This window comes from Bariatricus sp. HCP28S3_A4 (genome assembly GCF_052066395.1).
In the GTDB taxonomy this organism is placed as follows: domain Bacteria; phylum Bacillota; class Clostridia; order Lachnospirales; family Lachnospiraceae; genus Allocoprococcus.
In genome coordinates, this window is the sequence record NZ_JBQHSE010000010.1 from 53,672 (window position 1) to 77,827 (window position 24,156).

At 44.3% G+C, this 24,156-nt stretch carries 23 protein-coding genes and 1 tRNA gene; 18 read left to right on the plus strand and 6 right to left on the minus strand.

Annotated features, from left to right (window positions below):
- The first annotated feature begins 81 nt into the window (after positions 1-81).
- Positions 82-1,998: a 1,4-alpha-glucan branching protein GlgB gene (glgB, locus tag ACTNBF_RS07040; protein ID WP_427805964.1), complete on the plus strand. Its 1,917-nt coding sequence runs from the start codon at positions 82-84 to the stop codon at positions 1,996-1,998.
- 271 nt (positions 1,999-2,269) lie between these two features.
- On the opposite strand, the gene trmB is transcribed toward glgB, so the two are convergent.
- Complete coding sequence (gene trmB, locus ACTNBF_RS07045) at positions 2,270-2,926, minus strand: tRNA (guanosine(46)-N7)-methyltransferase TrmB (protein ID WP_427805963.1); 657 nt, start codon at positions 2,924-2,926, stop codon at positions 2,270-2,272.
- A gap of 215 nt (positions 2,927-3,141) precedes the next feature.
- Between trmB and ACTNBF_RS07050 the strand changes: the two genes are divergently transcribed.
- Entirely contained in the window at positions 3,142-3,747 is a 606-nt protein-coding gene (locus ACTNBF_RS07050; protein WP_441088936.1) for an adaptor protein MecA, read from the plus strand.
- A 71-nt stretch (positions 3,748-3,818) separates the two neighbouring features.
- Here the strand turns inward: ACTNBF_RS07050 and ACTNBF_RS07055 are convergent, their stop codons facing one another.
- Complete coding sequence (locus tag ACTNBF_RS07055; protein ID WP_427805961.1) at positions 3,819-4,286, minus strand: Lrp/AsnC family transcriptional regulator; 468 nt, start codon at positions 4,284-4,286, stop codon at positions 3,819-3,821.
- Positions 4,287-4,511: 225 nt separating this feature from the next.
- On the opposite strand from ACTNBF_RS07055, the gene ACTNBF_RS07060 reads away from it, so the two are divergent.
- The 3 genes from ACTNBF_RS07060 (at position 4,512) to ACTNBF_RS07070 (ending at position 6,918) form a co-directional block, all read left to right on the plus strand.
- Positions 4,512-4,584, plus strand: a tRNA-Lys gene (locus ACTNBF_RS07060).
- A gap of 828 nt (positions 4,585-5,412) precedes the next feature.
- Positions 5,413-6,654 (plus strand): replication initiation protein, encoded by a 1,242-nt coding sequence (locus tag ACTNBF_RS07065; protein WP_427820583.1) that lies wholly within the window; start codon positions 5,413-5,415, stop codon positions 6,652-6,654.
- Between the two features lie 105 nt (positions 6,655-6,759).
- Positions 6,760-6,918 (plus strand): hypothetical protein, encoded by a 159-nt coding sequence (locus tag ACTNBF_RS07070; RefSeq protein WP_427805959.1) that lies wholly within the window; start codon positions 6,760-6,762, stop codon positions 6,916-6,918.
- On the opposite strand, the gene ACTNBF_RS07075 is transcribed toward ACTNBF_RS07070, so the two are convergent.
- Positions 6,915-7,427: a GAF domain-containing protein gene (locus ACTNBF_RS07075; protein ID WP_427820582.1), complete on the minus strand. Its 513-nt coding sequence runs from the start codon at positions 7,425-7,427 to the stop codon at positions 6,915-6,917. The genes ACTNBF_RS07070 and ACTNBF_RS07075 overlap by 4 nt on opposite strands.
- A 12-nt stretch (positions 7,428-7,439) precedes the next feature.
- Positions 7,440-8,612, minus strand: a complete 1,173-nt coding sequence (locus ACTNBF_RS07080; RefSeq protein WP_427805957.1) for an aminotransferase class I/II-fold pyridoxal phosphate-dependent enzyme — start codon at positions 8,610-8,612, stop codon at positions 7,440-7,442.
- Positions 8,613-8,814: 202 nt separating this feature from the next.
- On the opposite strand from ACTNBF_RS07080, the gene ACTNBF_RS07085 reads away from it, so the two are divergent.
- Positions 8,815-10,797, plus strand: coding sequence for a sodium-translocating pyrophosphatase (locus ACTNBF_RS07085; RefSeq protein ID WP_427805956.1), 1,983 nt, complete (start codon positions 8,815-8,817; stop codon positions 10,795-10,797).
- Positions 10,798-10,874: 77 nt separating this feature from the next.
- On the opposite strand, the gene ACTNBF_RS07090 is transcribed toward ACTNBF_RS07085, so the two are convergent.
- Positions 10,875-11,114: a TIGR03905 family TSCPD domain-containing protein gene (locus ACTNBF_RS07090; RefSeq protein ID WP_427820581.1), complete on the minus strand. Its 240-nt coding sequence runs from the start codon at positions 11,112-11,114 to the stop codon at positions 10,875-10,877.
- 145 nt (positions 11,115-11,259) lie between these two features.
- Here ACTNBF_RS07090 and ACTNBF_RS07095 point away from each other — a divergent pair, with 145 nt between their 5' ends.
- Both ACTNBF_RS07095 and ACTNBF_RS07100 read left to right on the plus strand, forming a co-directional pair.
- Positions 11,260-11,952, plus strand: coding sequence for a 5'-methylthioadenosine/adenosylhomocysteine nucleosidase (locus tag ACTNBF_RS07095; protein WP_427820580.1), 693 nt, complete (start codon positions 11,260-11,262; stop codon positions 11,950-11,952).
- A gap of 126 nt (positions 11,953-12,078) precedes the next feature.
- Complete coding sequence (locus tag ACTNBF_RS07100) at positions 12,079-13,161, plus strand: hypothetical protein (RefSeq protein WP_427805953.1); 1,083 nt, start codon at positions 12,079-12,081, stop codon at positions 13,159-13,161.
- 94 nt (positions 13,162-13,255) lie between these two features.
- On the opposite strand, the gene ACTNBF_RS07105 is transcribed toward ACTNBF_RS07100, so the two are convergent.
- Positions 13,256-13,747, minus strand: coding sequence for a prolyl-tRNA synthetase associated domain-containing protein (locus ACTNBF_RS07105; protein ID WP_427820579.1), 492 nt, complete (start codon positions 13,745-13,747; stop codon positions 13,256-13,258).
- Positions 13,748-13,979: 232 nt separating this feature from the next.
- On the opposite strand from ACTNBF_RS07105, the gene ACTNBF_RS07110 reads away from it, so the two are divergent.
- From ACTNBF_RS07110 to rsmI, 10 genes are all read left to right on the plus strand, one after another.
- Positions 13,980-15,020: an ABC transporter ATP-binding protein gene (locus tag ACTNBF_RS07110; protein ID WP_441017809.1), complete on the plus strand. Its 1,041-nt coding sequence runs from the start codon at positions 13,980-13,982 to the stop codon at positions 15,018-15,020.
- Positions 15,004-15,870, plus strand: a complete 867-nt coding sequence (locus tag ACTNBF_RS07115) for an ABC transporter permease (protein WP_427820646.1) — start codon at positions 15,004-15,006, stop codon at positions 15,868-15,870. Before ACTNBF_RS07110 ends, ACTNBF_RS07115 begins: the two co-directional genes overlap by 17 nt.
- A gap of 12 nt (positions 15,871-15,882) precedes the next feature.
- Positions 15,883-17,334 (plus strand): Gldg family protein, encoded by a 1,452-nt coding sequence (locus ACTNBF_RS07120; RefSeq protein WP_441049471.1) that lies wholly within the window; start codon positions 15,883-15,885, stop codon positions 17,332-17,334.
- Positions 17,335-17,346: 12 nt separating this feature from the next.
- Positions 17,347-18,309: a DUF4340 domain-containing protein gene (locus tag ACTNBF_RS07125; protein ID WP_441024971.1), complete on the plus strand. Its 963-nt coding sequence runs from the start codon at positions 17,347-17,349 to the stop codon at positions 18,307-18,309.
- A gap of 140 nt (positions 18,310-18,449) precedes the next feature.
- Positions 18,450-19,859: an aminotransferase class I/II-fold pyridoxal phosphate-dependent enzyme gene (locus ACTNBF_RS07130; RefSeq protein WP_441017813.1), complete on the plus strand. Its 1,410-nt coding sequence runs from the start codon at positions 18,450-18,452 to the stop codon at positions 19,857-19,859.
- The gene (locus tag ACTNBF_RS07135) at positions 19,852-20,448 is read left to right on the plus strand and encodes a guanylate kinase (protein ID WP_427805946.1); all 597 of its coding nucleotides are present in this window, start codon (positions 19,852-19,854) and stop codon (positions 20,446-20,448) included. Before ACTNBF_RS07130 ends, ACTNBF_RS07135 begins: the two co-directional genes overlap by 8 nt.
- 69 nt (positions 20,449-20,517) lie before the next feature.
- On the plus strand, positions 20,518-21,507 hold the full coding sequence (gene holB / locus ACTNBF_RS07140; protein WP_427805945.1) for a DNA polymerase III subunit delta': 990 nt from the start codon (positions 20,518-20,520) through the stop codon (positions 21,505-21,507).
- Between the two features lie 3 nt (positions 21,508-21,510).
- Positions 21,511-22,422, plus strand: a complete 912-nt coding sequence (locus ACTNBF_RS07145; protein ID WP_427820651.1) for a PSP1 domain-containing protein — start codon at positions 21,511-21,513, stop codon at positions 22,420-22,422.
- A complete protein-coding gene (locus tag ACTNBF_RS07150) occupies positions 22,412-23,173 on the plus strand; it encodes a tRNA1(Val) (adenine(37)-N6)-methyltransferase (RefSeq protein WP_427805943.1) in 762 nt (253 codons plus the stop codon). The genes ACTNBF_RS07145 and ACTNBF_RS07150 overlap by 11 nt, the downstream gene beginning before the upstream one ends.
- A 15-nt stretch (positions 23,174-23,188) precedes the next feature.
- On the plus strand, positions 23,189-24,028 hold the full coding sequence (rsmI, locus tag ACTNBF_RS07155; protein ID WP_427805942.1) for a 16S rRNA (cytidine(1402)-2'-O)-methyltransferase: 840 nt from the start codon (positions 23,189-23,191) through the stop codon (positions 24,026-24,028).
- The last annotated feature ends 128 nt before the right edge of the window (positions 24,029-24,156 follow it).

Here is a 24,156-nt window from a genome sequence, read left to right on the forward strand (position 1 = left end):
GTGTAAATCAACCAAAACTCTTTCTTTTTTCAACGATTTCTAGTATAATATTCATAATCATTTGAACAAGAAGGCGGGAGGATGGCTGTGAAAGAGAAAACATTAAAAGAATATGAAATAGGCGAACTGGATCAGTATTTATTTGGGCAGGGAACCCATTATGAGATTTATAAGAAATTAGGAGCTCATTTGGTAAATGATGGAAAGAATGACGGTACTTATTTCGCCGTTTGGGCGCCGCATGCAAAGTCCGTATCTGTTATAGGAGAGTTTAACAACTGGGATTCTAAAGCGTGTCCGATGGAGCGCAATGACCCACTTGGCATTTATACCGCATTTGTCCCGGAAGCAAAGAAGGGGGATCTATATAAGTTCTGCATTGAGACATTCAGTGGTTCCTTCATTGACAAGGCAGACCCGTTTGCTAACAGTGCAGAGATGCGCCCGGGAACTGCATCCAGAATCACAGATATTTCAAATTTAAAATGGTCGGATGGAAAGTGGATGGAGCACAGAAAGACATGGGATCACCATAAAGAACCCATGGCAATTTATGAGGCGCATATCGGTTCATGGAAGCGCCATCCGGGAGAAGACTATAAAGGATTTTATACATACAGAGAATTCGCCCATGAGGCGGTCAGTTATCTGAAAGAGATGGGGTATACACATATTGAGTTGATGGGAATTGCAGAGTATCCATTTGACGGTTCATGGGGATATCAGGTTACCGGTTATTTCGCACCGACTGCCCGTTATGGAACGCCGGAAGACTTTGCGTATATGATCAATTATTTCCACAAGAATAAGATTGGTGTTATTCTGGACTGGGTACCGGCTCATTTCCCGAGAGATGCCCACGGTCTTGCTGATTTTGACGGAACACCGGTATATGAATACGCGGATCCACGTAAGGGGGAGCATCCGGACTGGGGAACCAAAGTGTTCGACTATGGTAAGAATGAAGTGAAGAATTTCCTGATTTCCAATGCTCTGTTCTGGGTGGAACATTTTCATATTGATGGGCTTCGGGTAGACGCAGTCGCATCCATGCTTTACCTTGATTATGGACGTCAGGATGGGCAATGGGTGGCGAACAAGTATGGCGGCAACCAGAATCTGGAAGCGATTGAGTTCTTCCGTCATATGAATTCCGTTGTACTTAGAAGAAATCCTGGTGTTGTGACGATTGCAGAGGAATCTACAGCCTGGCCGATGGTAACCGGAAAACCGAAAGATGGTGGTCTGGGATTCAGTATGAAGTGGAATATGGGATGGATGCATGATTTTACAGAGTACATGAAACTGGACCCGTATTTTAGAAAAGGCGCTCACAATCTCATGACATTTGCCAGCAGCTATGCGTACAGTGAGAACTACATTCTGGTATTATCGCATGATGAAGTGGTGCATTTGAAGTGCTCTATGCTGAATAAGATGCCGGGACTTGGATTTGATAAGTTTGCAAATCTGAAAGTGGGCTATGCTTTCATGATGGGACATCCCGGAAAGAAGCTGCTTTTCATGGGACAAGAATTTGCGCAGTTACGTGAATGGAGTGAGGCGCGCGAGCTAGACTGGTATCTTCTGAAAGAAGAAGAGCATCAGGCAATTCAGAATTTCTATAAAGATCTTCTGCATCTTTACAGAAAGAATAAGGCGTTATATGAAGAAGACTGTTCACCGGAAGGATTTGAATGGGTGAATGCGGATGACGGATACAGAAGTGTTTATAGTTTTATACGTCATTCGAAAGATAATAAAAAGAATCTGCTTTTTGTATGCAATTTTACTCCGATGGAATGGGAAGATTACAGAGTTGGGGTATCGCGTAGAAAGCAGTATAAACTGATCTTGAACAGTGATGAACCTCAGTATGGAGGAAAGGGAGAAGAACGCCCGAAGGTATATAAACCTGAGAAACAAGAATGTGACGGAAGACCATATTCTATACCGTATAAACTGCCGCCATATGGCGTAGCTGTATTTGAGTTCTAAATATAGTAGTAAAATGGAACGAAAGAATCCGACTTGGTACTTTTATAAAGCGCTAAGCCGGATTCTTTTGATTATGGTATGCATTTGGGATTCAGAATATCATGTATTTCCCGAAAAGACTTCCGAAGACATCTCAATTTTCGGTTTATACATGGATTGTCATAAAAGAAGCAGCACATAAAATGCTTTATTTTACATTTTTGTTTCATTTGTGTACGCCTTTTTGTGATCTGTGTTACTTTATATTATGCGTTTTGCGTTCAAAAAATACCTATTGCCGCATGGCAATCAGTTTGTGGATTGGATGTCCCTGTCCGGCAAATTTCTCCTCGTATTCTGTCATAACATTGCCACGGCTGAGAGTTGGATCGTTGTGGAGATCATAGGTTTTTGCGAGAAGAACCCACCCTGCCAGATCGACCTGTTCCAATGAAAAATCAAATAACTCTTTATTATCTGTCTTAAACTCAACAACCCCGTCATAAGCAAGAATCTTATCGTAACGCTCAAAGTACTGACGAGATGTCAGGCGGCGTTTGGCATGTCTGGCCTTTGGCCATGGATCGGAGAAATTCAGGTAGATCTTATCCACTTCTCCCACGGCAAAGACTTCAGGAAGGTTCTGCGCATCCATACAGATAAAACGGATATTGGAAACATCCTGATATGCTTCATCATGATCGTAACGTTCCAGAGCACGTACCAGGACGCTGGAATAGCGTTCGATGCCGATATAATTAATTTTCGGGTTTTCTTTTGCCAGGGTAAGAAGAAACTGTCCCTTTCCCATGCCAATCTCTATATGAATCGGATTTTCGGGGTGTTCGAAGGTTTCCTTCCAGGTTCCGCGATACCGTGTCTCATTTTTGATTACCAGAGGATGTGCTGTTAAATAGGCATCGGCACCCGGTACGTTTCGTAATCTCATAATTTATTCTCTCCTTATATAGTATAACCTAATTTATTTTACACTATCTGTGTAGAATTTGAAATAGGAAATTAAAGAAAAATAAACGTTCGTACATAGAGGGTAAAAACTGAAAAAAGTATAAATTCGCATGAAAAGATTGACAAAACAGAAATAATGTTATACAACATATAGAACAAGGCGTGGATTGATTAGAAGAAGAGGGGAGTGGACATATGACATTCTGGAAAATAACAGAGACAAAAATGAATTGCCTGATCACGCAGGAAGAGATAGAAATATTGGGTTACAGCATGGAAGAACTGATGCAGAATCATGAACGGACAAAAGAGTTCCTGAATTTGCTGCTTGAAAAGGGATGTGAGGTTCTCAATATGCAGGTGAGCGGGGATGTAACAAGTTTCTATGGCGCGTTATTGCCGGATCGAAGTCTTCTTCTTTCTATTGCCTGTGAAGAGGAAAAGCAGAAGGCGAATCAGCTGCAACGCGTGAAGGAAGAGCTTACCAGCGAGGATGCTGTAGAATGTTTGTCTTATCAAATCGTATTTCCCGAGTTGGATCACATGATACAGTTCTGTGGGGCATTCGGAGCCGGAAAGGCGGCAGAGAGCAGACTTTATGAGAATGATAGGATGTATTACTTGATGATGGATTTTAATAATACCGAAGAAGGAAGAGACGCGGCACGATCCATCATTGTGGCAGAGGAGTTCGGAGGGCTTGTAGAGCAGAACGTGATATCGGAATTGTTTCTCAATGAACATGAAAAATGTCTGATTAAGGAATGCGCAATAGAGAAATTGTGTGAAATGGATTCATAGGAAAAGCGCAAAAATGCTTCGTCAGAGCATTTTTGCGTAATTCCATCAGTTTGTGGATTTCTGAACGAAAATCAAGCATTATCTTCAGGAGAGGGTTCGGGAAGAGAGGTATAAATATTTTTAACATTTCGTAAAACAAATTGAGTTCGTGTAGAACGAACACCCCTCTGATCTTTGACCCATTTATGTATCTGCTCAAGATGTTCCGAAGAACGGCAGCAAATCTTTACCAGATAATCAAAATCACCTGTTAAATAGTAGCAGGAAATGATGTTAGGGTGTTCCATTATTTTTTCGATAAATGAATCGTTAAAGCGCGGATGAGTGAGACTGATTTCCATCAAGGCCGTTAAGTCGTTACCCATTTTGTGTTCATCCGTAATAATGGTGTATGATTCTATGATGCCGCTGTTTTCAAGTTTGCGTATACGTTCGATGACAGTTGATACGGAAAGATGAATCTCTTTGCTTATATCAGATGCTTTGATTCTTGCATTTTTTTTCAGTATAGATAAAATTTGGTAATCCAGTGAGTCCATAATGCCACTTCCTTTCGCTAACTCAAGTAAGGTCTCACACATTTATTATGATATAAAATGTACAGTTTGTCAAAAGATTTCGATTAATTTTGGTAGGAATTGATAATTGTAATAGTTTTGCGTATAATGGGTTGAAAAAATTTAAAAAAAATATAAAAAAACACTTGCATTTTTGCGAAAGGGGTTATATAATAAATCTTGCGTTACGAAAGTGACATAAAGCAAGCGCCTTTAGCTCAGTTGGTAGAGCAGTAGACTCTTAATCTATTTGTCCAGGGTTCGAGTCCCTGAAGGCGCATTTATAAGCACTGTTTTCGATGATTGTATGAGAGACATCGGGGGCGGTGCTTTTTTGTTGTATAAAAAATGATATTAAGAGAAAGGTGTCCATCCATTTTGAAGATCATTCATGTATCCCGCTCTCCCAAAAAGGTACACAATATAAAGAAGAGGGGTACTTTTGGGGGAATAGCAAAAATGAGGACATTCTTATATATATTGAAGATAACAACAACATATTTTAATTAAATTTTGTTTATATTAGAAAGCCTTGAAAACCGCGTGGTTGAGGGATTCTTAGGGGGATTTTGTGTACCGGAAAGGGGTAGCTTGTTTACCTTTCAGGGTAAAGACGTGTACAATTCAGGGGGGACTTGTGTAGGAATAAGGGGCATGTTGTGTACCTTAAAGGGAATATGAATGACCGGAAAAGTACACAATGATACAAAATCGGATTTTTTTCTTTACAAAATCCTATATCTTGTATATAATTGCTTTATGCAGTGTACCTGTTTGGTACACATAATTTAGAATGCGACGCACCCTTTTGGTACACAAAAAGGAAAGGGGTACCCTGAAAAGTACACGATAAGAAAGAGGATTCCTGAGGGGATGGCGGATTCTGTTTTTTAGTGTAGGAATACCCTTTTTGGTACACGAAAAGAGTGATATATTTTTGAACGTGTTACCCAAAAGGTACACAATAACCCGATTGGTACACAAGTTGTAAGGAAAAGGGTGCAGAGAAGAGTGCTGTGAGGGAATATGGCACCTGAAAGGTACACAAAACAATTTATACACCCAAAAGGTACACGATGACGATGCAAGATAATAAGGGGTTAAAGGAATGGTGGAGACAGGGAAAAAGACGAAAGATAAACAATTGATGGAACGGGACATGGTGTCGCGCTCGAATGTGCTGATTGAGAGTAAGTCCAGTACATCTCTTTTTGAACGGAAGCTTTTGAATATTGCAATTTCGAAGGCATATATTGAAGACGGGGAGCTGATTGCAAAAGTGTCGACGAAGGAGATTAAGAATTATCTGCATATTAGCGGAAATTCAATCTATTCAAGGCTGAAAGAGGTGTCAAAGGAGACTTTGGGACATGTTGTAAGTATTGAGGATGACGAAAAAGAGAATTTTATCATGTTTAATGTTGTGAATAAATGTGAATACCAGGATGGCGTGTTCACAACGCGTTTTACAAAAGAAATGAAGCCGCATATTTATAATCTTAAAAAAGATTATACCCGGATGAGTCTGGATGTACTTTGCTCGTTTAAATCCTTGTTTACAACACGAATCTACGAAATCCTGAGGACACAGTACTACCGGTTTGAGCGTGAACCGGGGGATGTGCTGGTGGTGCCGCGGCCGCCTAAGAAACCGTATTCTGTTGCAGAACTGAAATTTACATTGAATGTGGTGGATGCCAATGCTTCCAAAGCAGTGAAACGCCTGGTAGAGCAGGGAAGATTTGAAGAAGCGCTGGGAGAAATCAAAGATGCGCCATTTGATGACTGGAGAAATTTCCGAAGAAAAGTTCTGGAGGTCGCGAAGAAAGAGCTGGAAGAATCCGAGTATTCGGAGATCTGTTTTGATTATGAACCGGTCAAGAGCGGAAAAGGCGGAAAAGTGACAGGGATCCGCTTTTTGGTAAAGAAGAACCCGAATTGTACACATCATTCCGATCTGAAGCGTATGCAGGCGGTGGAAGCGGAAATGGAAGAAATAGCACCGGATGTTCTTGCACCTAAGAAAGTAGTTGTGAATGAAAGTATGATTCTTGAAGTGGCTGAAATATTTGGCGAAGAGCCGGTCACCATTCAGGAGATCCGCATGCTGCTCCAGGTATCGGAAAACAGACCGGATGTGATAAAGAAGGCATTTCAGATGGCACAGGAGCAGAGCTTTGTGCATAATCTGATCGGATGGATGCGAAGATGCATTGAAGAAAAATGGTATGAAACGGAGACGATGCCAAAGTTTAAAGGGAAAACAGTGGAAGAATCTCAGATGACACTTGATTTATATCAGGAGTATCTTAATGAAAGAGATAAGAGTAAAGTTTGTTTATGTAAATAGCAAGCCGATGTAAGGTGTACTTTTTATGACTCACCTCTTTCGATATCATAAATTCAGAACATATGAGAAACATAAAGGTTGGTTTATGAAACGGAGGAGTTTGAGATGAAAAGATTTTTAAACAGCGATTTGTTTATTTTTATATGGGGAGCAGCGCTCCTGATCTACTGGCCGGTGGGAGTGGCCCTTTCTGTACTGGGACTGGTTGGGAGCTGGTATGAAGGAAAGAAAGCCTGTTTCCATAAAATAGCAGAGCAGCATTAAAATAGCTGCTCTAATATTTTTGCATATTCAGCAAGACCTTTACGGTCATCCTCATCAAAACGTCCGATGACGGGGCTGTCGATATCAAGGACTCCGATCACCTTTCCATTGGAATGAAGTGGAATTACGATTTCCGAATTGGAAGCGCAGTCACAGGCAATGTGTCCCGGGAATTCATGTACATTTTTTACGAGCATGATCTCGTCACGGGCAACAGCGGTGCCGCATACTCCGTTCCCTACCTGAATTTTCACGCAGGCGGGTTTGCCAAGGAAAGGACCGAGTATCAAAAAATCTTCGGAAGAATCTGCAGCCGGATTCAGAAAACTGTTCATAAGGTAGAATCCGGCCCAGTTAATATCTGTTAAGGCAAGATTTAACAGCGCAGATGCATTAGCCAGGGCAGGAAGCCAGTGGGGATTCCCATCAATCAGCCCCAGCAGCCTGGTTTTTATAAGTGGATACAGATGTGATTTGTCTTCCGGATAAGTACTGGTATTTTCAAACATTAATCTATCTCCTTATTTTTGAAACATATTGGAAGCCTTCAGAACTTCCAGCAATTCTTTGATTTCATCGGGATCAATGACGAGAGCCATTCGAACGTAGCCTTCACCTTCGCTGCCGAATGCGCTGCCCGGAGTAACGATCAGTCCGGTGCGTTCCATCAGTTCCATGCAGAAATCCAATGAAGAAGCATAGCCTTCCGGGATGCGTCCCCATACGAACATAGTTCCCTGGCTGTCGGGTATGTTCCATCCGATCTCACGGAGACCGCCGCAGAGGGCACGGTTTCTTTCTTCGTATTTCAGACGCTGCTCTTCGACAAAATCATCAGGACCGGTAAGTGCTGCGATTGCGGCATATTGTACCGGCAGGAAGATGCCGTAGTCGATCTGACTGCGCAGTATTTTGAATTTTTCAACGATTTTTTTATTACCGATCACGAAAGAAATTCTGGCACCGGTCAGATTGTAGGATTTGGAAAGGGAGTAGAACTCTACACCTACATCCTTCGCGCCTTCGAAGGACAAGAAAGAACGTCCCTGCTTACGGGTAAATATAATATCGGAATAAGCATTATCGTGAATGATGATAATATTATTTTTCTTTGCAAAGGCAATCAATCGCTCATAGAATTCATCCGGGGCACAGACGCATACCGGATTCAGAGGATATGATACGATCATATATTTAGCCTGTTTCAGGATTTCTTCCGGTATATGTTCAAGATCCGGAAGGTATCCGTTCTTCTCTTCGATTTTGTAATACTCAATATGGGCACCTGCCATAATCCCGTTCATTTCAAATAATGGATATCCGGGATTCGGTACAAGGATGGTATCGCCCGGGTTGCACAGCGCCATTCCAATATGTGCCATTCCTTCTTGGGAACCGTAGACGGACATGATCTCATCCGGTTCAAGATCTACCTGGAAGCGATGTTTATAGCGATACTGTACGGCTTCTATAAGTTCCGGAATATCACGCAGAGAGTATTTGTAGTTTTCGGGATTCCCACAGGCATCCTGCATAGCTTTCATAATATGCGGCGCCGGTGAAAAATCGGGGGTACCTATTGAGAGGTTGTAAATCTTTCGGCCGCGTCGGATCAGTTCCTCCTTCTTCTCATTTAACATGGCAAAAATGCCGGTCTGGAACTGATTCACCATATCTGAAAATTGAAATTCCATTTTTCAGTACCTCCTGTTATCTTCTGAATAAGGTAATCTTAGCACTGAAAAGCGGCATTTGCAATAGGAGAACAAGAGAGACAACTATGGATTATCACTGAAAATAATATATTTTACTTCACAGTTCCGGGTATGTCTGATAAAATATAATTAACAGATAATATGGGATGAAATACAATAAATTTCAGAAAGAAGGGGTAAAATGGAAGCAATTGTAAAAATGATTCCGGTGTTTGGAATACTGGCGTTGCTGTTTGCAACGTATCTTGCAAGAAAGGTTGCCCGTCAGGAAGAAGGAACAGGGCGTATGAAAGAGATAGCAGGAGCGATCAGTGAAGGGGCCAGAGCATTTCTGATGGCCGAATACCGCATTCTCATTTTCTTTGTTGTCGTGCTGTTTGTCTTAATTGGCATCGGGATCGGTAACTGGGTGACTGCGATCTGCTTTGTCGTAGGAGCGCTCTTTTCTACCATGGCGGGGTATTGTGGAATGAGTGTGGCGACGAAGGCCAATGTCAGAACGGCAAATGCGGCTCGAGTAAGTGGAATGAATAAAGCGCTGTCGGTGGCGTTTTCCGGCGGCGCGGTAATGGGAATGTGCGTGGCAGGTTTTGGTGTCCTGGGAGTGAGTGCGATCTATCTGCTCACCAAAAATGTAGATGTGCTGTCGGGATTCAGCCTGGGGGCGTCTTCGATCGCCTTGTTTGCTCGTGTCGGAGGAGGTATCTATACAAAAGCTGCAGATGTGGGAGCGGATCTTGTGGGTAAGGTAGAGGCAGGAATTCCTGAGGATGATCCCAGAAATCCGGCGGTCATTGCCGACAATGTCGGTGATAATGTCGGTGATATAGCCGGCATGGGAGCAGATCTGTTTGAATCTTATGTGGGGGCTCTGATTTCGGCACTGACATTGGGAATTGTGTATTTTCAGGCGGAAGGGGCAATGTATCCGCTTATGATCTGCGGTTTTGGACTGCTTGCATCCGTGCTTGGTACCTTTTTTGTAAAGGGAGATGAAAAATCAAATCCGCACAAGGCGCTGAAAATGGGTACATATGTAGCGAGTATTGTAGTGGTTCTTGTGTCCGTTACTTTCAGTAAAATGCTGTTTGGAAATTTTAAGGCGGCTGTTGCCGTGGTTTCCGGATTGATCGTAGGACTTCTGATAGGCGCCATTACAGAGATTTATACGTCAGAGGACTATAAGTCGGTAAAAGTGATCGGAGAACAGTCAGAAACAGGAGCGGCCACAACGGTAATCAGCGGTCTGGCTGTGGGAATGAAATCTACAGCGGCTCCGATTCTGCTGATCTGTGCAGGTATTTTTGCGGCGTATCAGGTATGTGGGCTTTATGGAATTGCACTTGCGGCAGTTGGAATGCTCTCAACTACAGCGATTACCGTGGCGGTAGATGCGTACGGCCCGATTGCAGATAATGCAGGTGGTATTGCAGAGATGTCCGGATTGGATAAATCCGTCCGCAACATTACGGACAAACTGGATGCGGTCGGAAATACAACAGCGGCGATCGGAAAAGGATTTGCAATCGGTTCTGCGGCTTTGACCGCACTGGCGCTTTTTATTTCCTATGCAGAGGCGGTACAACTGAAAAGCATTGATATCCTGAATTACAGGGTGATCATAGGACTTTTCATCGGAGGAATGCTTCCGTTTCTCTTTTCGGCGATGACGATGGAATCCGTTTCAAAAGCGGCGTATCAGATGATCGAAGAAGTGCGGCGGCAGTTCAGGAGTATTCCGGGAATCATGGAAGGGACGGCAAAGCCTGACTATAAGTCCTGTGTTGCAATCTCCACGACGGCAGCTTTGAAAGAAATGCTGGTTCCGGGGATTATGGCAGTTTTGTCGCCGCTTGCGGTGGGAATTTTACTTGGGCCGGAAGCTCTGGGAGGTTTGCTGACAGGGGCACTGGTAACGGGTGTGCTGATGGCGATCTTTATGTCTAATGCGGGCGGCGCATGGGATAATGCAAAGAAATATATTGAAAATGATCATCATGGCGGCAAAGGAAGTGAAGCCCATAAGGCGGCAGTAGTCGGAGATACGGTAGGGGATCCGTTTAAGGATACTTCAGGACCTTCCATTAATATCCTGATTAAATTGATGACGATCGTGTCACTGGTATTTGCACCATTGTTCCTGAGAATCGGGGGATTAATTTAAAACTATATTGAGTGTAAAAATCCAGGCCTTCAGAACAAAGACCTGGATTTTTTAATAACCGGAATTAAGGTTCATTATTAACGAAGCGTTTTTAAAGCCTGTGCAAGCTGATCCGGGCAGGATGTTGATTTCATTCCACAGCGGATTCCATCCAGACGGGAAATGGCTTCATCTACCGTCATGCCCTCTACAAGGCGTGCAATGCCTTGTAGATTTCCTGAACATCCCTTTGTAAATGCAACATTGTGAATTCGTTTCTCATCATCTACTTCGATGTGAATTAGCTGCGAACATACGCCATGCGGTTTGTAATCCATGTCATAGACCTCCTGATAATCTTTCTCTGAGTGGATTATAGCAGAAGGAAGAAAAAAAAGCTAGGTTTATATTCGGAAATTTGCTATAATACAACCATGTCATAAAATCAGAAGGTATAACAACAGAATTTGGAGGAAATAGAACATGATAGGCATTATCGGTGCAATGGAAGAAGAAGTTGCCCATTTAAAAGAGGCAATGCAGGTGGAGAAAACAGTAGAGCGTGCAGCAATGACCTTTGTTAAGGGAAAGCTGGACGGAAAGGATGTTGTGGTGGTGCGCAGCGGAATCGGGAAAGTAAATGCGGGAATCTGCGCGCAGATTCTGGCCGATCTTTTTGAAGTGGATACGCTCATTAATACAGGAGTTGCGGGATCTCTGGATGCGGCGATCGATATCGGAGACATTGTAATCTCAACAGATGCCGTGCAGCATGATATGGATGTCAGTGCACTGGGAGACCCTGTGGGACAGATCCCGCGTATGGATACATTTGCATTCCCTGCCGATGAGAGACTGGTACAGCTTGCTGTTCAGGCGAATGAGGAGGCGAATCCGGATATTCATACATTTACCGGAAGAGTAGTGAGCGGAGATCAGTTTGTATCGGACGGGGCTGTTAAAGAACGGCTTGTGACACAGTTTCAGGCAAAATGTACGGAGATGGAAGGAGCTGCGATTGCGCAGGCGGCTTACCTCAACAAAATTTCGTGTGTCATTATTCGGGCTATTTCGGACAAAGCTGACAACAGTTCGACGATGGATTATGCTGCATTTGAAAAGCAGGCGATCACCCATACGGTAAGGCTTGTGCGGAATTTGATGGGTAAAGTTTAACAGATGAAGAGGCAGATTCTGACATCTCGGCATTTAGGAATGTCGGAATATGAAGAACGATTATAGAGTCCAATTCCTGAGATTTACGCTATAATGGTGGCAAATCAAAGAAGGAGGACTCTTTTTATGTTAGAGAGGATCGTAACACAGCAAGTGTTTTTCTACTTCGTCGGCGCTGTGATTGCTATTGGAGTTCTTGCAAAGATTATCGCCGGCATTTCGTTAAAACGTCTGGTTAAGGCGGCAAGTAACATGGGAAAGAGTAATCATGCACTGATGAAGCTTGTGAGAGCAAAATTTGAGCATGCATGTATGATCAGTGATAAAGTGCAGAATGTGCGGGCATTTGTGGACAAGTATGTATATGAGTACAAAGTGCTAGGACTCAGACTGCATTCATGGCGTCAGCTTGAGAGAACAGCAATCTGGCTCTGTGGTCTTTTGAGTCTTGCCGGTGCAGGTATGGTATATTATGTGAAAGGACCTGATACGATCATGTATCAGTACATGATTCTGGGCTCTGTCGGTATGCTGGCGTTATTCTTGCTCCATATCACTTCAGATGAACGCTATCAGCTCGAGGCGGCAAAAACTTATATGGTAGATTTCCTGGAAAATACATATGCTCATCGTTATACAAAAGGTCCCCGGAAAGAATTTCAGGTTACCGTACAGCGTGCAATGGAGGAACGGGAAAATGTTCCGCCGCAGAGAGAACCGATTTCAGATCCGGGAAATATGCCCGGACAGATGCCGCGGCAGCCGATACCCGGAGGTGAACCGCGTCCGCAGCCTGTGCCCGTAGTTGATCCGCAGCCTGCTCCATACGTCACGCCACAGCCTCAGCAGGTTCCGGTGACGGAGCCGCAGGCATATACCATGACCGGGCAGCAGTCACCGAATGCATCAGAAGAAAATGCAGAAAAGGGGAAGAAAGGGAAAGCACCGTTCGGGCACGGATTAAAGAAGAAAAAGGAAAAAGCAGAGACGGTGGCGGCTTCAGGAAATGCGTACGCGGCGGAGAACTACCCACAGCCGGAATCGCAAAATACAAGGTATGATTACGAACAGTATGGAATGCAGAGTATGAGGAGAGAATATATGCCGGAGCAGGAGCGTGGGTATGCGAAAGCACCGGTGACAAATGAAACAGGAGAGTTGGAGAAGGAGGCGAGAATCCGGGAAATCCTGGAAGAATTCCTCGCTTAATAATAGATTGAAAAAGAGCTGATTGTTCATAAAAAAACGATCAGCTCTCTTTGCGTAAACTCAAAGATATTTCAGGTATCGTAAAGATTCGGCACTATAGCCGAATCTGCATAACATCAACTTCAAGTTCCCATAAAAACTTATCCAGATCTTTATAGGACAGGAAAACAGTTGCCGTATTTTCAAGAGGATGAATGCCGAGGCTCTTGCATTTGGTCAGGTCACGGTCGATAAAGAATTCGACTGCATGGTCGGTATCGTTGATGAGTCCGAACGGAGTAACACTTCCCTGTTTCAGCCCCAGATATTTTTCAAGGCGTTCTTCGGAGGCAAAGCTAAGTCCGCCGGTGCCAAGCTGTCTGGCAAGAGATTTTAAATCGACTTTCTTTGCTTCATCACAAGTTACCAGGAAATGCCGCTTGCCCTTGGAATCCCTGAGGAACAGGTTCTTGCACAGGATCCCTTTTGCAGGAAGACCAAGGCGGTCCATATCTTCCATTGTATAAACGGGTTCATGTTCGACAACTTCATACTTAATATTCAATTTTTTTAACATATCATAAATGCGCTGCTTTTGATCTCCCATTGCCATATCTCCTTTGCATTTTATTTTCTATCATTATAGGCGAAAGCGTCTGGAATGTAAAGATTGAACCTGGCAGATTCGTATGTTAAGACACACAAAAATCACAATTCTCACGCAAAACTTTCACAGTTATTCCTTATACTGGCTCTTATGCAATCAGAAAAATCCGGTGGTATCCGGGCAGTTTGAAGCATAAGCTGAGAAAGATAGAAAAAAGCTAGGAGGGAACGTGTTGATTGAAGTAAGGAATCTTGTAAAGAGATATGGGACACATCTGGCCGTGGACCATTTGAGTTTTACAGTAGAGAAGGGGCAGATATACGGATTTCTGGGACCGAATGGCGCCGGGAAATCGACCACGATGAACATTATGACAGGATATCTGGGGGCAACCGAAGGGGAAGTCCTGATTAACGGGCATAATATTCTGGAAGAACCGGAAGAGGCGAAGAAATGCATCGGATACTTGCCGGAAATGCCGCCTCTTTATCTGGAGATGCGGGTCCGCGAGTATATGGATTTTGCGGCGGAGCTGAAGAAGATACCGAAGAAAGAGCGGAAAAGTGCAGTGGAACAGGCGATGAAGATGGTGAAACTTACAGATGTAGAGAATCGTCTGATCAAGAACCTGTCAAAAGGATATAAGCAGAGAGTCGGACTGGCACAGGCAATTCTGGGATTCCCGGAAATCATCATTCTGGACGAACCGACGGTCGGACTGGATCCGAAGCAGATCATTGAAATTCGCGAACTGATCCGTGAGTTGGCAAAGAAGCATACCGTTATATTAAGTTCCCATATTCTGGCGGAGATTCAGGAGGTCTGTGATTATATCATGATCATCTCCGGAGGAAAGCTTGTGGCGAGTGATACACCGGAAAATCTGGAGAAACTCCTTGAAGGACAGCGGTCGGTTGAAATTCTTGCAAAAGGAACGGAAGATAAGGTAAGGATGATTCTGAAGTCGATTCCTGAGGTGAAAAGCGCAGACGTAAAACCGGGGGAAGAAGGCGGAACGACAAAGGCAAGTGTGATTCCTACAGAAAATCAGGATATCCGTGAGAATGTGTTCCGTGCATTTGCCGGTGCGGATTGCCCGCTCCTGATGCTATATCACAGCAGGACAACACTGGAAGATGTATTCCTTGAATTGACTCAAAAAGAGAGTGCCGCCGTGGAACAAGCCAGGACAAAGAGCGATGTAGAAGAACTATGGGATGAAGAAGAACTGTATGAAGGAGAGGAGGAATCGGGCGATGACGGCGATTTATAAAAGAGAACTAAAATCCTATTTCCAATCCATGACAGGATATGTACTTACCGCATTCATGGTCGTGTTTACCGGGATTTATTTTATGGCGTATAATCTGAATTCGGGGTATCCGTATTTTTCGTATGTTTTGCTGAGTATTAATTATATATTGATTATTATCGTACCGCTTTTGACTATGCGTTCCTTTGCGGAGGAAAGAAAGAGCAGGACAGATCAGATGCTTTTGTCTGCACCGGTGAGTCTGACAGAAGTAGTACTGGGGAAATATCTGGCGATGATTACTGTATTTGCAGTACCATGCGTAATATTCTGCACATTTCCGTTGATTATCAAAAGCTTTGGGACGGCCTATCTGAAAGTGGATTATTTATCAATTTTAATGTTTTTCCTGATGGGATGTGTATACATATCAATCGGAATGTTCCTTTCATCCCTCACAGAGAGCCAGATTATCGCGGCCGTCACAACCTTTGGCGCGCTGCTTCTGGTTTATCTTTGGGGAGGACTGACTCAGTTCCTTCCAACATCCAAGACCAGTGGTATGATCGGGATGGTGATTCTTCTGACGATCGTGGCAGCAGTTATTTATCAGATGACGAAAAACTGGATGATTTCCGGTATTGTAGAAGTTATCGGCGTAGCCATAGTCGTGGCTCTCAGTTTTGTAAAGGCGGAACTGTTTGAGAATCTTCTGGTCAATCTGATGGAGAAATTATATATTACGGAAGTGTTTGAGAATATAGCGGTAAATCGTCTGTTTGATGTAAGTGGACTTGTGATGTATCTGACCGTGATTGCAGTGTTTGTTTTTTTTACGATGCAGTCCATTCAGAAAAGACGTTGGAGTTAGGAGGGGTGAGACATGGAAAAGATTAAGAAAATGTTCAAAAGTGTATCCTCCAAAAATGGTACGTATAGTGTAGGCCTTACCGTACTGGTTCTGGTGATTGCGGTGCTGGTCAATCTTGTGGCCGGTCAGCTTCCGGAAAGTATGAGAAATATTGACATCAGTGACAACGGAATCTACGAGATCAGTGAGGTCTCGGAAGAAATTCTGGACGAACTGGATAAAGAGGTGAAGCTGACGGTCGTGGCGGATCTGGATTCTGTCGATCAAAGAATTGAGACATTTGTAAAGAAATATGCGGCTTTATCGAAGAAGATCGACCTGGAATGGATCGATAGTGTACAGCATCCTTCCGCTTTGCAGAAGTATAATACAGAGGGCGACATCATCAACGTAGAGTGTGAAGAAACAGGAAAGAGCACGCAGATTGCCTTTGACGATATTATCAAATATGATGAATACACATATTATATGTCCGGACAGCTTAGTGAGACGGAATTCGATGGAGAAGGACAACTTACAAGCGCAATCGGATATGTGACCAGTACCGAGACTAAGAAAATCTATCGCACCAGCGGACACGGTGAGGCGACGTTTTCTACATCGGTAAATGAATTGTTTTCCAAGAATAATCTGGAGACATCCGAGATCAATCTGAGTATGAATGCGCAGATTCCGGAGGACTGTGATCTTTTGTTCCTCTATGCGCCATCTTCTGATATTACGGATGATGAAAAGACGCTGATAGAGGATTATCTCGCGGATGGAGGCAACGTGTATCTGATTCTGGGTACGGATGAAGTGGATCTGCCGAACCTGGAAGCGATTATGGCAGATTATGGGCTGGGACGTGCGGATGGTTATATTGCGGATATGCAGAGATGCTATCAGAATAATTATTATGCGATCTTCCCGCAGCTTACATTGACCGGTGACCTGGGGCAGGGAATTAAAAATGAGATGGTTCTGCTCTTGAATTCGCATGGACTGGAAAAACTGGATACAGAAGACGACGCACTGACGGTGTCAACATTTATGGAAACATCAACGCAAAGCTATGCGGTGCGGGAAGACGGAGAGACGGAAGGACAGTACATTCTGGGAGCAGTTGTAAAGAAGACCTGCGATACCGGAGATGAAGATACGAATGAAGATGAGGAGGATGCCGGTTCCGGGGATACAGAAGAATCGGAGGTTTCCCGGTTAACAGTCGTCGCTTCGGATTCTCTGATCAGTTCGGATATTACCGATCAGCTCACAACACTGGATAACCTGACACTGTTTGTGAATTCTGTCATGAACAATTTTGATGATGTGGAAAATGTTGCAATTGAAGCGAAGAGTCTGAGTGTGGAGCAGAACACACCGGTTCATGCAGGAACGATCAGTCTGATCATCATATTTGTGATTCCGATTGCGATTCTTGTGATTGGATTTGTGACATGGATGCGCAGGAGAAAATCATAGGGAGGACTGTATATGAAGAAAAAGCAGAAAACATTTGCAATTCTTATAGGAGTGATTGTGATTCTGTTACTGGCATTCTTTGGAATGAAGTATGTAAATCATGCGAATGAAGAGAAGGAAGAGCAGAAAAAAGAGGAGGAAAAAATCCAGGTTCTGAAGGCAGACAGTCTGAATGCGATGACATATGCAGATGCAGAAGGAAACAGTATGGCATTCGAGAAGGAAGAAGGGGTCTGGAAGTTCAGTGAAGATCCGGTGATCGAGCTTCAGGAGGATGTGATGCTGGATATGGAAAATGCTTTTTCGGACATTCAGGCGATCAAAGAGATCAGCTCGCCCGATGAATTATCAGATTATGGGTTCGATGCGGTGACATACCGCCTTTCCGTCACAGAGGAAGATGGAACGGAACATGAGTATCTGTTTGGAAATACAACAGGGGAGCAGATTTATTTTATGGAGGAGAACGGAGAAAATGTCTACACAGTTTCTTCAGAACTGACTTCCCAGATGTTGTGGAACCTGGCTGATATTGCCGAGAAAGACAGTTTTATTCAGATTATTGCAGATCATTTTGTCAAAGAGGTGATTACGGCACCGGATGGAACACAAACGGTGTATGAAGCAGTGGAAGAAACAGAAGATTCGGAAGATGAGACAGAACAGTCGGATGATGCAGAAGAAAATAATCCGGTTGAGAAAGTTGCAAATGGAATTGCCGGAATGTATTTTACCGATTGTGTCGATTATCATGTGACAGATGAGACAAAAGCCGGGTATGGTCTGGATGAGGCGTCCAGAACGAAGGTGGAAGTGACTTACAAAGACTCGCAGGACGGAGAAAAAGAGAAAACGGTGATCTTCTATGTGGGGAAAGAAGATGAGGACGGCTCATATTATTATGTTCAGCTTGACGGTTCCATCCGGGTAAACCGGGTTCTTTCCGATAGCATTAAGACCATTCTTCCGGAATAGAAATTTATATCGTTTGTTGTAATTCCATTTTAAAACCGCTATACTAAGAACTGGACTTGGTATAGCGGTTTGTTGCGCTATGATATGAGAGGTTGGCGGAACACACAAAAAAGTGGTTCTGCAGGAAATATGGAGGACGCATGAAACGATTATATGACAGATTAGAAGAATACTCCCGGCAGGATTATTATGGCTTTCATATGCCCGGGCATAAAAGAAATACAGAAATTCTGGGAGTGGATCTGCCGTATGCGATTGACATTACCGAGATAGACGGGTTCGACGATCTGCATCATGCCGATGGGATTCTGAAGGAAGCGCAGGAAAGAGCGGCATCCGTATTTGGGGCGGATGAGACACATTTTCTGGTAAATGGAAGTACAGTGGGAATTCTGAGTGGAATTCTGGGAAGTACAAAGAAGGGCGATAAGATCCTGGTGGCACGTCATTGTCACAAGTCGGTTCATCATGCTATCTATTTAAATGAATTGAGACCGAGGTACCTCTATCCGGATTTTGACGGTGAAAAACACTGGAATGGAGAAATCCGCGCGGAAGATGTCAGAAAAGCACTCGAAGAAGAGCCGGACATACGGGCGGTCGTTGTGGTCTCTCCGAATTATGATGGGGTGGTTTCAGACATCAGGGAGATTGCACGGATCGTGCACGAAAAGGGAATTTCTCTGATTGTGGACGAGGCGCACGGAGCACATTTTGGCTTTCACCCGTATTTCCCGGAGCGGTCAAATGGACTGGGAGCCGATGTGGTGATCCAGAGTCTTCATAAGACGCTGCCATCCTTGACCCAGACGGCACTTCTTCATATGAACGGACCGATTGCAAACAGAGAACGGATACGGCGTTATCTGGATATGCTGCAGAGCAGCAGCCCCTCTTATGTCTTCATGGCGAGTATGGATGCATGCATTGATTTTGTGGCAGGGGAGGAAGGTGCGAGGGCATTTCATATTTATGCCGAACGCCTTGCGGAAACCAGAAATAAACTTGCCTCTTTGCGCTTTCTGAGACTTCTGGAATCCGATCATTATGATCCGTCCAAAATCGTAATTTCGGTTTCAAAAGCGAATCTGACGAGCCATGAGTTATATGAGAAACTTTTGCGTGACTATCATTTGCAAATGGAAATGGTGGCAGGGACGTATTTGATTGCCATGACATCGGTCGCCGATACGAAGGAAGGCCTGGACCGTCTGGTGAAGGCACTATTAGAGATTGACGGGGAATTGGAAGAGCCGAAGTGTTGTGCAGAGATTTCCGGTGAGCTTCCGCGGCAGGAGCAGGTGTTTACACCGTTTGAAATTGCCGAAAAGAACGAACAGGGACTGGGAGAAAGTATTTCCTGGAGACAGAGTGAAGGAAGAGTCTCTATGGAATATGCGTATCTCTATCCGCCGGGAAGTCCGGTCATTGTGCCGGGCGAGCGAATCAGCAGAGAGGCGGTGGAGCTTCTTGCATTTTATGAAGAACAGAAATTTCAGATAGAAGGAATTCAGGAAAAAGGAAGAATCAGGGTGCTGAAAAATGAGTAATATATATTATCTGATGGGAAAAAGTTCATCCGGAAAGGATACCATTTACAAAAGAATCAAAGAATTGCATCCGGAACTGAAAACGGTCACGATTTACACGACCCGCCCGATCCGTGAGGGGGAGAAGAACGGGAAAGAATACTATTTCGTAAATGAAGAGAAATTGCAGCAGTTACTGGATGATGGGAAAGTGATTGAGCTGCGCACCTATGACACCGTTCATGGTCCCTGGAACTATTTTACTGTGGATGACGGACAGTTTGATCAGGATACGGCAGATTATCTTATGATCGGGACACTGGAATCCTATCAGAAGATGAGAGAATATTTTGGCGAAGAAAGAATAGTGCCACTCTATATCGAAGTGGAGGACGGGGAACGTCTGATGCGTGCACTTACCAGAGAGAGAATGCAGAAAGAGCCGAAATATGCGGAAATGTGCAGACGCTTCCTTGCAGATACCGAGGATTTCTCGGAAGAGAATCTGAAAGCGGTGGGAATTACCGAACGGTTTGAAAATCGGGAACTTGAGGAAACGGTAAGAAAAATTTCAGAAAGAATTCAGCAGAAAACAGGCGAATTAGGCTAGGTATTCCGCTGAAATTATGATACAATAACAGGTAGTTACGGGAATTTATACATTAAAGAAGGTGAAGCTATGTCAGGTTTTAAAGATGTCGTTGGACATACTGAGATTATTGAATATATGAAAAATGCAGTGAAGCAGGATAAAGTGTCTCACGCTTATATTTTAAATGGACCGAAAGGGTCAGGAAAGAAGCTGCTGGCGAAGCTTTTTGCCCAGGAACTTCAGTGTGAGAACAATGGGGATGAGCCGTGTAATAAATGTCATTCCTGTCGTCAGGCCATGAGTGGCAATCATCCGGATATTATCCGTGTGACCCATGAAAAACCGAATTCCATCAGTGTAGATGAGATCCGTGTACAGATCAATGAAGATATTCAGGTGAAGCCGTACAACGGGAAATATAAGATTTATATCGTACCGGATGCAGATCTGATGACGGTACAGGCACAGAATGCATTGTTAAAGACGATCGAGGAACCGCCGTCTTATGCGGTGATCTTCCTGCTTACGGAGAATGCAGACAGCCTGCTCCCGACGATCTGTTCCAGATGTGTTATGCTGAAGCTTCGCAATATCAAGGATAAACTGGTGAAAAAGTATCTGATGGAGACGCTGGAGATTCCGGATTACAAAGCGGATGTCTGCACGGCATTTGCACAGGGCAATGTGGGAAGGGCCATTATGCTGGCAAACTCAGAGCATTTTAATGAGATCAAGGAAGAAGCAATCCAGCTTTTGAAGAACATTGATACGATGGAAGTCAGCGACCTGGTCGAGGCGGTTAAGCGGATTACCGCGTATAAGATCGAGATCAATGACTATCTGGATATCCTGATGATCTGGTATCGGGATGTATTGATCTACAAAGCAACGAAGAATATTGACAGAGTGATTTTTAGCGAACAGCTTGATTATATCAAGGAACGCGCGAAGAAAAGCTCCTATGAAGGGATAGAAACGATTTTGAATGCGCTGGAGAAGGCGAAAACACGTCTGAAAGCGAATGTGAACTTTGACCTGGTAATGGAGCTTCTGTTATTGACGATAAAGGAGAATTAGCCGATGACAAAAGTAATAGGAGTCCGTTTCAGGGCTGCAGGGAAAATTTATTTTTTTGCTCCGGGCAAGCTGCAGATTCAGCGCGGGGATCAGGTAATCGTGGAGACGGCACGGGGAGTGGAATTTGGAAATGTCGTGATGGGACCGAAGGAAATCCCCGATGAGGAGATCACCCAGCCGCTCAAGACGGTGATCCGCGTTGCAACAGACGAAGACCGGAGAACCGAAGAGAAGAACCGGAAAAAAGAAAAAGAAGCATTCAACATCTGTCTTGAGAAGATTCAGAAGCATGGACTGGAAATGAAGCTGATCGATGCGGAATACACATTTGACAATAATAAAGTTCTGTTTTATTTTACAGCTGACGGAAGAATCGACTTCCGTGAACTGGTCAAGGATCTGGCGGCGGTGTTCCGTACGAGGATCGAATTAAGACAGATCGGGGTACGTGACGAGACGAAGATCCGCGGAGGAATCGGAATCTGCGGGCGTGAGCTTTGCTGCCACACTTACCTGTCTGAATTTGCACCGGTATCGATTAAGATGGCGAAGGAACAGAATCTGTCGCTGAATCCATCAAAGATCTCAGGCGTATGCGGCAGGCTGATGTGCTGTCTGACGAACGAGGAAGAGACCTACGAAGAACTGAACAGCCGCCTCCCGGCAGTGGGAGATACCGTGACGACCAGTGACGGACTGCGGGGAGAGGTACACTCATTGAGTGTCTTAAGACAGCAGGTAAAGGTGATTGTAAACCTGGATAACGACGAGAAGGAGATCCGGGATTATAAGGTCAGCGAACTGAAGTTCCGGCCGAGAAAGCGTAAGAATGATGTGAAGCTGACGAAACAGGAGATGAAAGAGCTTGCGGCTCTGGAAAAGGGTGAAGGAGCGTCAAAATTAGATGACAACTAATCTGAAACAGGGGGAACGGCTCGACGATTTACAGATAAAAGGATATGAGATCATACAGCATCCGGGAAGGTTCTGCTTTGGGATGGATGCGGTTCTTCTCAGTGCATTTGCAAAGATAAAAGCGGGAGAATGTGTTCTTGATCTTGGGACAGGAACGGGAATTCTCCCGATTCTTTTCGCTGCAAAGACAGAAGGCAGGCATTTTACCGGGCTGGAGATCCAGGAGGAGAGTGCGGATATGGCGAGAAGAAGCGTACAGCACAATCACCTGGAAGAACGGGTGGAAATCGTAACCGGTGATATTAAGGAAGCATCGATGATCTTCGGGCCGTCATCGATGGATGTGGTGAGTACAAATCCACCGTATATGATCGGCGGACACGGACTGGCAAATCCGAAAAGCGAGAAAGCGATCGCACGCCACGAGGTACTGTGTACACTGGATGACATTATCCGGGAAAGTACAAAAGTATTGAAACCGGGCGGACGATTTTACATGGTTCACAGGCCGTTTCGGCTTGCTGAGATTCTGTCCAAAATGACAGAAACGGGATTGGAGCCCAAAAGGATGCGTCTGGTATATCCATACATAGATAAGGAACCAAATATGGTTTTGATTGAAGGAATCCGGGGTGCGAAGCCCAGAATGACGATCGAACCGCCGCTGATCGTTTACAAAAAAGATGGAACATATACACAGGAAGTACTGGAACACTATGGAATGGACGGCTTGGGAAATAACGGCAGGTAACGGAAAGGAGAGCGTATGGCGGGAACATTATATTTGTGTGCGACACCCATCGGCAATCTGGAAGATATGACGTTCCGGGTGATCCGGACATTGAAGGAAGTAGATCTGATCGCAGCAGAAGATACGAGGAACAGCATCAAGCTGCTGAATCATTTTGAGATTAAGACACCGATGACCAGTTACCATGAATACAATAAAATCGAAAAGGGACAAAAGCTGGTGGATAAACTGCTGGAAGGACAGAACATAGCATTGATTACAGATGCAGGTACGCCGGGAATCTCGGATCCGGGAGAAGAACTGGTGAAGATGTGCTATGAAGCCGGGATTACAGTGACTTCACTTCCGGGTGCGGCCGCATGTATTACTGCGCTCACGATATCCGGATTGTCAACCAGAAGATTTGCTTTTGAGGCATTTCTGCCATCCGATAAAAAAGAGCGTCAGGAAGTTCTGGCGGAACTGGCAGAAGAAACCAGAACCATGATCATTTACGAGGCACCGCACCGCCTGGTGAAGACCTTGAAGGAACTGGGGCAGGTTCTGGGAGAAGACCGCCGGCTGACTGTATGCAGAGAACTTACGAAGAAGCACGAAACAGCATTTACCACAACATTTGCCGAAGCAGTCTCTTATTATGAAGAAAATGAGCCAAAGGGAGAATGCGTGCTGGTTGCAGAGGGAAAAAGCCGTGAAATGATACGACGTGAAGAACAAGGGAAATGGGAGCAGATGAGCATTCCGGAGCATATGGAGTATTATCTGAACCAGGGAATGGAGAAGAAAGAGGCTATGAAATGCGTCGCAAAGGACAGAGGGATCGGCAAACGTGACGTATATAAGGCACTTTTGTAGTTTCGTCAATTTGTACACCTTGTTTATAAAACTTTGTTCAACCCGAACATAGACCAGAAACGATTTTTTTACTATACTAAATGACAGATAGAGAAAACGGCTGAGCCGTAATAAAAAGTAATCAAAAC

Bases quoted from the DNA above. Each gene is read 5' to 3' on its own strand.
- ACTNBF_RS07100 (WP_427805953.1), top strand. From the start codon at position 12,079: ATGTTAGAGAGGATCGTAACACAGCAAGTGTTTTTCTACTTCGTCGGC.
- ACTNBF_RS07120 (WP_441049471.1), top strand. From the start codon at position 15,883: ATGGAAAAGATTAAGAAAATGTTCAAAAGTGTATCCTCCAAAAATGGT.
- ACTNBF_RS07150 (WP_427805943.1), top strand. From the start codon at position 22,412: ATGACAACTAATCTGAAACAGGGGGAACGGCTCGACGATTTACAGATA.
- ACTNBF_RS07080 (WP_427805957.1), bottom strand. From the start codon at position 8,612: ATGGAATTTCAATTTTCAGATATGGTGAATCAGTTCCAGACCGGCATT.
- ACTNBF_RS07130 (WP_441017813.1), top strand. From the start codon at position 18,450: ATGAAACGATTATATGACAGATTAGAAGAATACTCCCGGCAGGATTAT.
- glgB (WP_427805964.1), top strand. From the start codon at position 82: ATGGCTGTGAAAGAGAAAACATTAAAAGAATATGAAATAGGCGAACTG.
- ACTNBF_RS07095 (WP_427820580.1), top strand. From the start codon at position 11,260: ATGATAGGCATTATCGGTGCAATGGAAGAAGAAGTTGCCCATTTAAAA.
- ACTNBF_RS07085 (WP_427805956.1), top strand. From the start codon at position 8,815: ATGGAAGCAATTGTAAAAATGATTCCGGTGTTTGGAATACTGGCGTTG.
- holB (WP_427805945.1), top strand. From the start codon at position 20,518: ATGTCAGGTTTTAAAGATGTCGTTGGACATACTGAGATTATTGAATAT.
- ACTNBF_RS07070 (WP_427805959.1), top strand. From the start codon at position 6,760: ATGAAAAGATTTTTAAACAGCGATTTGTTTATTTTTATATGGGGAGCA.
- ACTNBF_RS07125 (WP_441024971.1), top strand. From the start codon at position 17,347: ATGAAGAAAAAGCAGAAAACATTTGCAATTCTTATAGGAGTGATTGTG.
- ACTNBF_RS07075 (WP_427820582.1), bottom strand. From the start codon at position 7,427: ATGTTTGAAAATACCAGTACTTATCCGGAAGACAAATCACATCTGTAT.
- ACTNBF_RS07115 (WP_427820646.1), top strand. From the start codon at position 15,004: ATGACGGCGATTTATAAAAGAGAACTAAAATCCTATTTCCAATCCATG.
- trmB (WP_427805963.1), bottom strand. From the start codon at position 2,926: ATGAGATTACGAAACGTACCGGGTGCCGATGCCTATTTAACAGCACAT.
- ACTNBF_RS07050 (WP_441088936.1), top strand. From the start codon at position 3,142: ATGACATTCTGGAAAATAACAGAGACAAAAATGAATTGCCTGATCACG.
- ACTNBF_RS07145 (WP_427820651.1), top strand. From the start codon at position 21,511: ATGACAAAAGTAATAGGAGTCCGTTTCAGGGCTGCAGGGAAAATTTAT.
- ACTNBF_RS07135 (WP_427805946.1), top strand. From the start codon at position 19,852: ATGAGTAATATATATTATCTGATGGGAAAAAGTTCATCCGGAAAGGAT.
- ACTNBF_RS07055 (WP_427805961.1), bottom strand. From the start codon at position 4,286: ATGGACTCACTGGATTACCAAATTTTATCTATACTGAAAAAAAATGCA.
- ACTNBF_RS07090 (WP_427820581.1), bottom strand. From the start codon at position 11,114: ATGGATTACAAACCGCATGGCGTATGTTCGCAGCTAATTCACATCGAA.
- rsmI (WP_427805942.1), top strand. From the start codon at position 23,189: ATGGCGGGAACATTATATTTGTGTGCGACACCCATCGGCAATCTGGAA.
- ACTNBF_RS07105 (WP_427820579.1), bottom strand. From the start codon at position 13,747: ATGGGAGATCAAAAGCAGCGCATTTATGATATGTTAAAAAAATTGAAT.
- ACTNBF_RS07065 (WP_427820583.1), top strand. From the start codon at position 5,413: ATGGTGGAGACAGGGAAAAAGACGAAAGATAAACAATTGATGGAACGG.